This is a genomic window from Pseudomonas sp. 29 (assembly GCF_002754355.1).
In the GTDB taxonomy this organism is placed as follows: Bacteria; Pseudomonadota; Gammaproteobacteria; order Pseudomonadales; family Pseudomonadaceae; genus Aquipseudomonas; species Aquipseudomonas neuropathica.
On record NZ_PEEY01000001.1, the window covers coordinates 850,001 to 862,271 of the forward strand.

General features: G+C 58.1%; 12 protein-coding genes and 1 rRNA gene (1 of these 13 only partly in view). 7 read left to right on the forward strand and 6 right to left on the reverse strand.

What is annotated here, in order from left to right:
- A 16S ribosomal RNA gene (locus tag CLU80_RS03935) occupies window positions 1-674 on the reverse strand; it reaches 863 nt to the left of the window's first position.
- A 613-nt stretch (window positions 675-1,287) separates the two neighbouring features.
- Here CLU80_RS03935 and rhtA point away from each other — a divergent pair.
- Entirely contained in the window at window positions 1,288-2,175 is an 888-nt protein-coding gene (gene rhtA, locus CLU80_RS03945; protein WP_093435527.1) for a threonine/homoserine exporter RhtA, read from the forward strand.
- A 168-nt stretch (window positions 2,176-2,343) separates the two neighbouring features.
- Window positions 2,344-2,625: a hypothetical protein gene (locus CLU80_RS03950; protein ID WP_093434980.1), complete on the forward strand. Its 282-nt coding sequence runs from the start codon at window positions 2,344-2,346 to the stop codon at window positions 2,623-2,625.
- A 1-nt stretch (window position 2,626) separates the two neighbouring features.
- On the opposite strand, the gene CLU80_RS03955 is transcribed toward CLU80_RS03950, so the two are convergent.
- Window positions 2,627-3,190, reverse strand: a complete 564-nt coding sequence (locus tag CLU80_RS03955) for a TetR/AcrR family transcriptional regulator (protein WP_099756804.1) — start codon at window positions 3,188-3,190, stop codon at window positions 2,627-2,629.
- 91 nt (window positions 3,191-3,281) lie between these two features.
- Between CLU80_RS03955 and CLU80_RS03960 the strand changes: the two genes are divergently transcribed.
- Together CLU80_RS03960 and CLU80_RS03965 are read left to right on the forward strand one after the other, a co-directional pair.
- On the forward strand, window positions 3,282-4,010 hold the full coding sequence (locus tag CLU80_RS03960) for an SDR family oxidoreductase (RefSeq protein ID WP_099756805.1): 729 nt from the start codon (window positions 3,282-3,284) through the stop codon (window positions 4,008-4,010).
- A gap of 35 nt (window positions 4,011-4,045) precedes the next feature.
- Window positions 4,046-4,642 carry a 2-hydroxychromene-2-carboxylate isomerase gene (locus tag CLU80_RS03965; protein ID WP_093434986.1) on the forward strand — a complete coding sequence of 199 codons (597 nt, stop codon included), beginning with the start codon at window positions 4,046-4,048 and terminating at the stop codon, window positions 4,640-4,642.
- 43 nt (window positions 4,643-4,685) lie between these two features.
- Here CLU80_RS03965 and CLU80_RS03970 read toward each other — a convergent pair whose 3' ends face one another.
- From CLU80_RS03970 to CLU80_RS03985, 4 genes are all read right to left on the reverse strand, one after another.
- Window positions 4,686-6,494 (reverse strand): aminopeptidase P family protein, encoded by a 1,809-nt coding sequence (locus CLU80_RS03970; protein ID WP_099756806.1) that lies wholly within the window; start codon window positions 6,492-6,494, stop codon window positions 4,686-4,688.
- Between the two features lie 56 nt (window positions 6,495-6,550).
- Window positions 6,551-7,717, reverse strand: a complete 1,167-nt coding sequence (locus tag CLU80_RS03975) for an aminotransferase class V-fold PLP-dependent enzyme (RefSeq protein ID WP_099756807.1) — start codon at window positions 7,715-7,717, stop codon at window positions 6,551-6,553.
- Between the two features lie 205 nt (window positions 7,718-7,922).
- Entirely contained in the window at window positions 7,923-8,537 is a 615-nt protein-coding gene (locus tag CLU80_RS03980) for a LysE family translocator (RefSeq protein ID WP_034155169.1), read from the reverse strand.
- 101 nt (window positions 8,538-8,638) lie between these two features.
- Window positions 8,639-8,896 carry a hypothetical protein gene (locus CLU80_RS03985; RefSeq protein ID WP_099756808.1) on the reverse strand — a complete coding sequence of 86 codons (258 nt, stop codon included), beginning with the start codon at window positions 8,894-8,896 and terminating at the stop codon, window positions 8,639-8,641.
- Between the two features lie 390 nt (window positions 8,897-9,286).
- On the opposite strand from CLU80_RS03985, the gene msuE reads away from it, so the two are divergent.
- Genes msuE through CLU80_RS04000 form a run of 3 tightly spaced genes read left to right on the forward strand, consistent with a single transcriptional unit; the run spans window position 9,287 to window position 12,249 of the window.
- Window positions 9,287-9,850, forward strand: coding sequence for an FMN reductase (gene msuE, locus CLU80_RS03990; protein WP_093434995.1), 564 nt, complete (start codon window positions 9,287-9,289; stop codon window positions 9,848-9,850).
- Window positions 9,851-9,860: 10 nt separating this feature from the next.
- Complete coding sequence (gene ssuD / locus CLU80_RS03995; RefSeq protein ID WP_007949711.1) at window positions 9,861-11,006, forward strand: FMNH2-dependent alkanesulfonate monooxygenase; 1,146 nt, start codon at window positions 9,861-9,863, stop codon at window positions 11,004-11,006.
- A gap of 55 nt (window positions 11,007-11,061) precedes the next feature.
- A complete protein-coding gene (locus CLU80_RS04000; RefSeq protein WP_099756809.1) occupies window positions 11,062-12,249 on the forward strand; it encodes an acyl-CoA dehydrogenase family protein in 1,188 nt (395 codons plus the stop codon).
- Window positions 12,250-12,271: the final 22 nt, after the last annotated feature.

The following is a 12,271-nucleotide window of genomic DNA, read 5'->3' on the forward strand; positions in this document are numbered from 1 at the left end:
GAAATTCCACCACCCTCTACCATACTCTAGCTCGACAGTTTTGAATGCAGTTCCCAGGTTGAGCCCGGGGATTTCACATCCAACTTAACGAACCACCTACGCGCGCTTTACGCCCAGTAATTCCGATTAACGCTTGCACCCTCTGTATTACCGCGGCTGCTGGCACAGAGTTAGCCGGTGCTTATTCTGTCGGTAACGTCAAAACAGCAACGTATTAAGTTACTGCCCTTCCTCCCAACTTAAAGTGCTTTACAATCCGAAGACCTTCTTCACACACGCGGCATGGCTGGATCAGGCTTTCGCCCATTGTCCAATATTCCCCACTGCTGCCTCCCGTAGGAGTCTGGACCGTGTCTCAGTTCCAGTGTGACTGATCATCCTCTCAGACCAGTTACGGATCGTCGCCTTGGTGAGCCATTACCTCACCAACTAGCTAATCCGACCTAGGCTCATCTGATAGCGCAAGGCCCGAAGGTCCCCTGCTTTCTCCCGTAGGACGTATGCGGTATTAGCGTTCCTTTCGAAACGTTGTCCCCCACTACCAGGCAGATTCCTAGGCATTACTCACCCGTCCGCCGCTGAATCCAGGAGCAAGCTCCTCTCATCCGCTCGACTTGCATGTGTTAGGCCTGCCGCCAGCGTTCAATCTGAGCCATGATCAAACTCTTCAGTTCAAACATCTTTGGGTTTTTAAGAAACCCTAAACTTGGCTCAGCAATCGTTGGTTACATCTTTGATTTCTCGCGGAGTAACTTGTGATGCTGATAATCTTGTTGACTATCAGTCTGACTCCACAAGCACCCACACGAATTGCTTGATTCAGTTGTTAAAGAGCGGTTGGTTAAGATCTTTCGTCTCAACCGAGGCGCGCATTCTACAGCAGCCTCATTTGCTGTCAAGTGATTATTTTCAGAAGTTTTCGAAGAATTCTTCAACAACTTCAACCACTTGCGCTTCCGATCTCTCGTCAGCGGGAGGCGAATTCTACAGCGTTACACGCTGCTGTCAACACCTCTTTTTTCAACTTCCTTCTGGCTTCGATGAACTGAAGCAACCTGCTGCCGAAACCTGCATAACTCATTGAATCTCAAGGAGTTTTCCGTTTCGACTGCGCCGGAAGTGGGGCGAATTATAGACATCCTGAATCTGCCGTCAACCGTTAATTTCACTTTTCTATCGATAGGCGGAAAAGACGGCCTTTATATAGACGTGATGGCAACGAATGCGCAGTATATTGCCCACTATCAAAATAAAACCCTGCTTTTTTACCTTGGACGATGCCGCGCAATGAATGACCAGCCACGCTCTCTTGCCTCAATGCTGTTCCCGGTTGGCCTGCTATTAATAGCCATGGCATCAATCCAGTCCGGCGCCTCACTTGCCAAAAGCATGTTCCCCATCGTTGGCGCTCAGGGAACCACTACGCTGCGGCTGATCTTTGCCAGTGTCATCATGCTGTTGATACTGCGTCCCTGGCGAGCCAGGCTGACCGCCAAGTCGCTACGCACGGTCATCGTTTACGGCATGGCTCTAGGCGGAATGAATTTCCTCTTCTATATGTCATTGCGCACTGTACCGCTGGGGATTGCCGTTGCCCTCGAGTTCACCGGGCCGCTGGCCGTAGCCATCTATGCCTCCCGTCGTGCTATCGACTTTCTCTGGATCGCTCTCGCCGCCGCAGGATTGACGTTGCTGATTCCAACAGGTGCCACCAGCGCCGGAATCGATCTGGTCGGTGCTGGGTATGCACTGGGAGCCGGTATCTGTTGGGCGCTCTATATCCTGTTCGGCCAGAAGGCAGGTGCCGATAACGGTGTGACGACCGCAGCATTAGGCGTAATGATCGCGGCATTGTTCGTGGCCCCTATTGGCATCGTGCATGCTGGTTCAGCGCTTTTGACCCCCTCCCTGATTCCCATTGCCATTGGCGTCGCCATTCTATCCACCGCCCTGCCCTACACACTGGAGATGGTCGCCCTTACCCGCATGCCGGCACGGACATTCGGCACACTGATGAGTATCGAACCGGCTTTCGGAGCCTTATCGGGCCTGCTGTTTCTGCACGAATTCCTCACACTGTCACAATGGATGGCGATCCTGTGCATTATTCTGGCGTCTGTCGGCGCAACCATGACCATGGGTAGCGCCGCGAAGCCTGCAATAGCGGCTGATTGAAAGAGGTTTTGACGAAGGTCTGGCAATTGGTGCGTATTTAGGCCATGTTTAGACCTGTAACCTAATGCCAGACATGGATTTTTTCGGACAGGGATTTCAAAACGCTTAGAGCGCAGGCGAACACAGGCAAACCCGGGCATTAGACTCGTGGCCGCTATAAGGACGGTAATGAAACGAATTTTGATACTGATCGCCATACTGGCTATTGCGGGTTGTGCGGCGACTTCGGAAACCAAGGTAAAACGCGGAAAAAAAGGGCTGCACATCAACTGCTCAGGGCTATCGTCCTCCTGGGACAAATGCTACGCCAGCGCCGCCAATGCTTGCTTGCCGAAAGGCTATAAGGTCATCGCCAAATCCGGTGACACCGTCGAAGAGCCCGGCGATTACCCGTTCGGTCTCAATCCTGCGGGTTACACCAGTCGCAGCATGATTGTCATCTGTAAATAGATCAGCGCTGCGCGGCAATCTGCCGGCCAATTTCTTCATGGCTGGACTTCAGCACCGCTTGCTGAACGTCCGGCGTGGCCAACATGCGCGCCACCACCAATGCCCCAACGCATTGCGACAGCACCGACCACGCCAGGGTCTCGCTCTCAAGTATCTGTGCCCAACGCTCCTGAAGCCGGCAAATCCACAGCTCGGCCTGCTCGCGCACCCGAACATCCGATCGAGCAATTTCTGCGCCCAACGCCGGCAACGCGCAACCGGCCTCAGGTTGCTCTACGTGAGCCATGCTCAGGTAGTGCTTGAGACAGCGCTCCAGTCGCTCACGATCCCGCGCGCCCTCCCCGCCCAATCGTTCAAGGCTTTGACCCAACTCGCGCTCGACGATGGCAGTGAACAACGCATCTTTCGACGAAAAGTGACTGTAGAACGCCGCGCCACTCAATCCGATAGCCTTCATCAAGCCGTCGACGCCTACCGTGGAAAACCCCGAACGCTTTGCTGACAGCGAGCTGCTCTGCAATAGCTTTTCCCGGGTTTCCAACTTGTGACTGGCGGAGTAACGCATGTGTTTGCCCTCGAATCGACTGCCTTGACGTGGTCTGGATCCTAGCATAACGTTCGTTCACTTAACGATCGTTTAATAAAGGCATCTACCCATGACTAACAAGAAGGTCGTATTAGTGGTTGGCGCTGGCGATGCCACGGGAGGGGCGATTGCCAAGCGTTTTGCCAAAGAAGGATTCATCGCCTGCGTCACCCGACGCAGCGCCGACAAATTGCAGCCGCTGGTGGACGCGATCAAGGCTGAAGGCGGTGAAGCCCACGGTTTTGCCTGCGATGCGCGCAAAGAAGAAGACGTAATCGCTCTGATTGAAGACATCGAGACTCGCCTCGGTCCGATCGAAGCTTTTGTGTTCAATATCGGCGCCAATGTGCCGTGCAGCATTCTTGAAGAAACCGCACGCAAGTATTTCAAGATCTGGGAAATGGCCTGTTTCTCAGGCTTCCTCAATGCCCGTGAAGTGGCCAAACGCATGGTCACGCGCAATCGCGGCACGATTCTCTTCACCGGTGCTACCGCCGGACTTCGCGGTGCTTCCGGATTCGCCGCCTTCGCCGGTGCCAAGCACGGTATCCGCGCACTGGCGCAAAGCATGGCGCGGGAACTTGGGCCGATGAACATCCACGTCGCCCATGTGGTGGTCGATGGAGCGATCGACACCGATTTCATTCGCAACGGTTTTCCGGAAAAGTACGCGACCAAAGATCAGGATGGCATCCTCAATCCCGAGCACATCGCCGAGAACTACTGGTATCTACACAGTCAGCCGCGGGATGCCTGGTCGTTCGAGCTGGATCTGCGCCCCTGGAATGAACGCTGGTAAGCCAACGCCATAACAATAACGACAGAGACGCGAAAATGACTAAAACCGTGGAGTTCTATTTCGACCTTGGCAGCCCTGCCACCTATCTGGCCTACACCCAATTGCCGAAGATTTGTGCCGAGACGAACAGTGAACTGATTTACATCCCGATGCTGCTCGGTGGTGTATTCAAGGCAACCGGCAACGCGTCACCGGCAATGATTCCGGCGAAGGGTCGGTATATGTTTCAGGATCTGGATCGCTACGCGAAACGCTACGGGGTGCCGCTGAGATTCAATCCGCATTTCCCGATCAACACACTGATGCTGATGCGTGCGGTCACGGGTATCCAGTTGCGTCAGCCAGAACGCTTTGAGGCGTTTATCGATTGTCTGTTCACGGCGCTGTGGGTTGAAGGACGCAGCCTCGACGAGCCCGCGACTGTCGCCGCTGTACTGAGCGAACACGGTTTCGACCCGCAGGAAGTTCTGGCGCTGAGCAACGATGAATCTGTCAAAGCAGCGCTTAAGGAGAACACCGAAACGGCGGTTAAACGCGGCGTGTTCGGCGCACCGAGCATGTTCATCGGTAATCAGCTGTTCTTCGGCCAGGATCGGCTCGACTTCGTTGAAGAAGCCCTGCGCCAGGGCTAGGCGATCATTCAGGCGCTGGTAACAGCGCCTGAATTGCAACCAGTCAGATGGCGGCAGTACGGGTGTTCAACCATTCCAGCGCAGCACCCTCAAGCAACGGACTCAAGCGCTCACGCACTTCTGTGTGGTAGGTGTTGAACCATTGTTTCTCTTCCTCAGTCAGCAGCGCCGGCAGCAGGCATCGGGTATCGATCGGGCACAGCGTCAAGGTTTCAAACTTGAGGAATTCACCGAATTCGCTGCTACCCGCCTCGCGGTTCATCGCCAGGTTCTCGATACGCACACCCCAACGGCCCGGACGATATGTACCCGGCTCGATCGACGTGATCATCCCCGGCTGCATGGCCGTCTGCGGTGCCGGCGCGGCCTGATAGGCAATCACCTGCGGGCCTTCATGGACATTGAGGAAATAGCCAACGCCGTGACCGGTGCCGTGGCCGTAATCCACGCTGTCGGCCCAGATCGGCGCACGGGCGATGGCGTCCAGCAGCGGCGAGAGAATGCCTTTCGGGAACTGCGCGCGCGACAGCGCGATCACGCCCTTGAGCACGCGCGTGCAATCACGCTTCTGCTCTTCGCTCGGCGTACCGACCGGCACCATCCGCGTGATGTCCGTGGTGCCGCCCAGGTACTGTCCACCCGAGTCGATCAGCAGCAAGCCGTCACCCTCGATCACCGCGTGTTCTTCTTCGGTCGCATGGTAATGCGGCATGGCGCCGTTGGCGTTGAACGCGGCAATCGTGTTGAAGCTCAGCGAGACATAATCCGGACGACGCTCGCGAGCAGCTGTGAGCTTCTCATCGATGGTCAGTTCGGTAATGCGTTCGCGGCCCCACGCAGATTCCAGCCAAGCAAAGAATTCGCACAGCGCCGCACCGTCCTGCTCCATCGCTTGGCGGATGTGTTGAGCATCGGCTTCACTTTTCTGCGATTTGGCCAGCGTGGTCGGGTTCAAGCCTTCGACCAGTTTCACTGCGCTGTCGAGATTATCCAGTAAACCGCTGGTCACTCGTGCCGGATCGACCAGCAAGCTCGCGCCACTCGGAACGGCACGCAGGGCATCAGCGACTTCGCTGTAATCGCGCAGCGTTACGCCATCCTGTTCCAGCACTGCGCGCAATTCGCCATCAACTTTGCTCAGCGCCACGAACAACGTCGCCTGATGCTGATCGATCAAGGCAAACGAAACAAACACCGGGTTGAACGACACATCGCCGCCGCGCAGGTTGAACAGCCAGGCAATGTCGTCGAGGGTGGCGATGAAATGCCAGTCGGCCCCGCGCTCCCGCAAAGTTTCGCGAAGTTTGGCGAGTTTCTCGCCACGGCTGACCGTCGCCTGCGGTGGCAGATGCTGATAGATCGGTGCATTCGGCAGGCCCGGACGATCGCTCCAGACTTCCTGCAGCAGATCGATATCGGTACGCAGGCGCGCACCGCGTGCTTCCAGCTTGCTGCTCAGGGTACGCGCCGACGCCACGGCCATCACCGCACCGTCAACTGCGACCACACCACCTTCCGGTGTTTGCTCGGCCAGCCAGTCCAGCGGACTCGGCTGACCCGGTTGCAGTTTGACCAGGTCGATGCCGCTGTCCTTGAGCTCCTTGGTCGCTTGCTCCCAATAACGGCTGTCGGCCCAGACACCGGCGAAATCAGCGGTGACGATCAACGTCCCGACCGAACCATGGAAGCCCGACAACCACTGCCGGCCCTGCCAGTAACCCGGCAGGTATTCCGACAAGTGCGGGTCGGCGGACGGCACCAACAGCGCATGAATGCCTTCACGGCGCATCAGTTCACGGGTCTGCGCCAGGCGCTGGGGCACCGATCCTTCGGTCGAGGTCTGGGTACTCATCATGTCTCCTGCTAATCACTTCATCGTTATTGTTCGTAGCCGAGAGGTCGGCTCGTTTAAAGCCCGGTCGCCCAGAATGCCGGAGCACTGGCGCAGGCGGTCTTGATCAGTTGCACGGCCTTATCGATATCTTCGGCGGTGGTGAAGCGGCCGAGGCTCAGTCGAATGGTGCGACCGGCCAGGTGCGCGTCATGCCCCAGCGCCAACAACACGTGGGATGGCGTGTTACTGGCCGAGTTGCAGGCCGAGGTCGCGGAAAAGGCAATCGAATGGCTCAACGCCGCGCTGTTGAACTCACCTTCGCTGAAGGTCAGGCTCAAGGTGTGCGGAATGCGTTGAGTGGCGCAACCATTGAGGCGTACGCCCGGAAGGCTGAGCAGTTGTTCGAGCAAGCGTTCACGCAACGCGACGATCGTTTTTTTCTCATCATCGAACGTCTCTGCGGCCAGCGCGAACGCTGCGCCCATGCCGGCAATCTGGTGCGTCGCCAACGTCCCGGAGCGCAAGCCACCTTCATGTCCGCCGCCGTGAATCTGCGCCTGTAACCGCTGCTGCGCCCGTGGGCCGACATACAACGCGCCAATGCCTTTGGGGCCGTAGAGTTTGTGTGCGGAGAAGGACATCAGATCCACCGGCCATTGCCCTAGATCGATTGCCACTTTGCCGGCGCCCTGCGCCGCATCGACATGGAACAACGCCTCGCGACTACGCACCACTTCGCCAATCGCTTGAACATCATTGACGGTACCCAACTCGTTGTTGACCAGCATCAGCGACACCAGAAAGGTGTCGTCGCGCATGGCTTCACTGACCGCTTGCGGGGTGATCAGGCCATCGACATCCGGCACCAGATAGGTTACGGCGACGCCGGCGTCCTGCAATTGGCGGGCGGTATCGAGAATGGCTTTGTGTTCGATCTGACTGGTAATGATGTGGCCGCCGGAGACACCGCGGGCCTGCGCCACGCCTTTGAGGGCAAGGTTATTGGACTCGGTGGCACCGGAGGTCCAGACGATCTGCTCAGCCTTGGCGCCGACCAGTTCGGCGACCTGTCGGCGGGCCTGCTCGACCGTGTGTCGGGCTTGCTGGCCGAACGCGTGGGAGCTGGAAGCCGGGTTGCCAAAGTTACCGTGAAACCCCAGACACTCGATCATCACCTGGATGACCCGCTCGTCAACCGGGGTGGTGGCGGCGTAATCGAAATACAACGGACGTGTGTTCATAAATGACTCGCAGAGCGTGTTCCGGGATCAGGAGGCTCGTGTCTGCAAACGGCACGGCGCAGCCTTGTGAGCTGCGCGTCGGTTCGAGAGCGTCATCAATACCTGATCGGATGCCGTTAAAGAAGAACAACTTCATTTAAAAGTGCGTAGGAACGCTCCTGAAGTCGAGCTTAACAGGCATCCGGCCTGCGGTTGAAGCGATGCGTCAGCTAAAGCTTTCGAGAAGTAACGGGTACAGCGAAATCACCAGCAATGCGGCCATGCCCCAGTTGAACACGCGCAACCAGCGCGGATCCTTCAGCACATTGCGCAACAACGTACCGCAGGCCGCCCAGACGCCGACGCTGGGCAGGTTAATGATGGCGAACACTGCAGCAATCACCACGACATTGGTGAAGTAGCCCTGCATCGGCGTGTAGGTGCTGATGGCCCCGATGGCCATGATCCACGCCTTGGGATTGACCCACTGAAACGCGGCGGCGCCGAGGTAGCTGATCGGCTTGGCCTCGCCTTCGGCACTGTCACCGACCGGTCCCGAGTGAGCGATTTTCCACGCCAGATACAGCAGATAGGCCGCGCCGACATAGCGCAGAACCGTGTAGAGAATCGGGTAGGTCTGAAACACCGCACCGAGGCCAAAGCCCACGGCCACGACCAGAACGAAGAAGCCGCAAGTGATCCCGAGCATGTGCGGGATGGTGCGGTTGAAGCCGAAATTAACTCCCGATGCCAGCAACATGGTGTTGTTCGGCCCCGGCGTAATCGAGGTGACAAGGGCAAACAGGGCAAAGCCCAACAGCAGGTCAAGCGAGAGGTTCATGGCAGGCAATCCATCAGGGTCATTCAGGTGTAGACCCTATCCCACACCGCCCGGCAAGCCCACGGACAGTTGGGGAAAACTTCCAGCAGTACAGTTTGTTTTCAGCTAGGACGACCGTGCAGCTGTACGGCACGTTCGGCACTCATTTCAGCTTTCTTGTCGAACTGCGACTGACCGAGCAGTTGGGCTTTTTTCGCGTGGTATTCGTCGAAGGACAAGCCGCTGCGATTCAGTGCTTCCATCGCCAATTCGCGGGATTCTTCATCGGTGTAAGGGCGCAGTTCCGGTGATACATGTCCAACACAACCGGCGAGTACGGAGACAGCGAGCAACAGGGAGACAGTCAGTAAACGATTCATGGGAGCGTCCTGGCGAGCAATGGGGAGTCGATGGACAAAGGCTACGCCCGGGCACGCTTGCGCAGAAATCAACGCTCTCAATAGTGGCTATCAGGAAATCGACACGTGCTGGCACATATCTCTTAACGATCTATAAATATCAATTAACGTTCTTTTACGGAATAACAAACTGCCTTTATAACTCCCTGCATGGGCTGAGCACTGTTGCTCCAGCAACTGTTGCTCAGCCAACACTGATTCAACAAAGCGCCCTGCTACTCACAGGGGTGACCGCCGCGCTAACGCTCAACGCCTTGTAAACCGGGGCTTCCAGGACTTGGTACAGCGCTTGCTCTGACCCGGTGACTCACTCACTGCTCGCTGAGCAACTGTTGAAAAAAGGAACTGATCATGTCGCGTCCCCTGAAAGTCGTCGCCCTCTCCGGCGGCACCTGGCGTCCGTCCCGCACCCTGGTACTGACCCAAGCTTTGATCGCCGAACTGGCCGAGCACTTGTCCATTGAAAGCCATTTGATCGAACTCGGTGATATCGCTCGCCCGCTCGGCGGCGCGCTGTCGCGTCAGGAACTCAGTGCAGAGGTTGAAGCCGAGTTGCAAGCCATTGAACAGGCCGATCTGCTGATCGTTGCCGCGCCGGTTTATCGCGGTTCCTACCCGGGCCTGCTCAAGCACTTGTTCGACCTGATCGACCTCAACGCCTTGATCGACACCCCAGTGCTGCTCGCCGCTACCGGCGGCAGCGAACGCCATGCGCTGGTGCTCGATCACCAGTTGCGGCCGCTGTTCAGCTTCTTTCAGGCCATGACTTTGCCAATCGGCGTGTACGCCACCGAAGCCGACTTCGCCGATTACCAGATCACCAGCGAACTGTTGAAGGCGCGCATCCGCCTCGCGGCCGAACGCGCAGCGCCGCTGTTCGCCACCCAAATCAAACCTTTGCTGAAAATCGCCTGAGGAGCCGTTCATGGATGTTTTCTGGTTCCTGCCGACCCACGGTGATGGCCACTATCTGGGCACTACCCAAGGTGCGCGCCCGGTCACCCTCAACTATCTGAAACAAGTGGCGCAGGCGGCTGACAGCCTCGGCTACCACGGCGTGCTGATCCCCACCGGACGCTCCTGCGAAGACTCCTGGGTGATCGCCTCGGCGCTGGTGCCGTTGACCGAACGTCTGCGTTATCTGGTGGCGATCCGTCCGGGAATCATCTCGCCGACGGTGTCGGCGCGCATGGCTGCGACGCTTGACCGGTTATCCAACGGCCGTTTGCTGATCAACGTCGTGACCGGTGGCGATCCGGACGAGAACCGTGGCGACGGCAGTTTTCTCAGTCACGCCGAGCGCTATGAAGTTACCGATGAATTCCTGAAAATCTGGCGCCGCGTGTTGCAAGGCGAAGCGGTGGATTTCGACGGCAAACACCTGAAGGTGCAGAACGCCAAAGCCCTCTATCCGCCCGTGCAGAAACCCTATCCGCCGCTGTACTTCGGCGGCTCCTCCGATGCCGCGCATGATCTGGCCGCCGAACAGGTCGATGTCTATCTGACCTGGGGCGAACCACCCGCCGCAGTTGCGGAAAAACTCGCCGACGTGCGCGAACGAGCGGCGCGGCATGGGCGCAAGGTGAAGTTCGGCATCCGCTTGCATGTGATCGTGCGCGAGACCGCTGAAGAGGCGTGGAAAGCAGCGGACAAACTGATCGAACACATCAGCGACGAGACTATTGAGGCCGCGCAGAAATCCTTCTCGCGCTTTGACTCGGAAGGTCAACGGCGCATGGCGGCTTTGCACGATGGTCGTCGCGATAACCTCGAGATCGCTCCGAATCTGTGGGCTGGTGTCGGTCTGGTGCGTGGCGGTGCCGGTACGGCGCTGGTCGGCGATCCGCAGCAAGTGGCGGCGCGGATCAAGGAATACGCGGATCTGGGCATCGAGAGTTTCATCTTCTCCGGTTATCCGCATCTGGAAGAGGCTTACCGCTTTGCCGAGCTGGTGTTCCCGCTGCTGCCCGAGCCTTACGCCAGTCTGGCCGGGCGTGGCGTGACCAATCTGACCGGGCCGTTTGGCGAAATGATTGCCAATGATGTGCTGCCCACAAAAGCCTCGGCGTAAACCGGATCTCTTGTGTAAGAGCTGCCGCAGGCTGAGTGAATTCAGGAGTGTTGGTGTGACCGCCAAACCGCAAAGTACTTTGTTATCCCCATTGCAGACCGCGCGCCAACTGGCTGCCGAGTTTGCCCTGACCGCCGTCGAGCGTGACGAACGTGGTGGCACGCCAAAAGTCGAGCGCGATGCCCTGCGCGACAGCGGCCTGCTGGCCCTGAGCATTCCCACCCGCTACGGCGGCCTCGGCGCGAGCTGGAGTGAAACCCTGCAGGTCGTTCGTGAATTCGCCAAGGTCGACAGCTCGATCGCCCACGTTTTCGGTTTTCATCATTTGATGCTCGCCACCGTGCGCCTGTTTTCCCGGCCGGAACAATGGCAGCCGTGGTTCGAACAGACCGCGCGGCAGAACTGGTTCTGGGGCAATGCGCTCAACCCGCTCGACACTCGCACCGTGGTCAAGGATCTCGGCGGCTGGCGCGAGTTTTCCGGGAAGAAAAGCTTCTGTTCCGGCGCCAGCGACTCACAAATGCTGATCGCCTCGGCCGTCGATGAGAGCGCTGGCGGCAAATTGCTGATCGCGGCGATTCCCAGCGGCCGCAGTGGTATCACCCTGCACAACGACTGGAACAACATCGGCCAGCGCCAGACCGACAGCGGCAGCGCGACCTTTGAACGGGTGCGGGTCGAAGAGTCGGAATTGCTCCTCGATCCCGGCCCGCTGAGCACGCCGTTCGCCTGCCTGCGGCCATTGATCGCGCAGCTGACGTTCACGCATATGTTTCTCGGGATTGCCGAAGGCGCCTTTGAAGAAGCGCGGCAATACACCCTCAGCGAAACCCGGCTCTGGCATAAATCCACGGCGCGCGATGTGCGCGAAGATCCATACGTGCTCGCGCATTACGGCGAGTTCTGGGTGGCGCTGGAAGGTATTCGTCTGCTGGTCGAACGCGCGGCCGCATTGCTTGATGAAGCCTGGGCCAAGGGTGCGAATCTCAGTGCCGAAGAGCGCGGCCAAGTCGCGACAGCGATTGCCACCGCGAAAGTTGCCGCCAGCCGTCAGGGCCTGGAGATTTGCAGCCGTCTGTTCGAAGTGACCGGCGCGCGTTCCACCCACGCTTCCCTGCGCCTCGATCGCCACTGGCGCAACCTGCGCACGCAAACCCTGCACGACCCGCTGGACTACAAACTCCATGAGCTGGGCGACTGGGCGCTGAACCAGTCGCTGCCGGTGCCGACTTTCTATTCCTGACTTGCCTGCATTTGAACTAAAA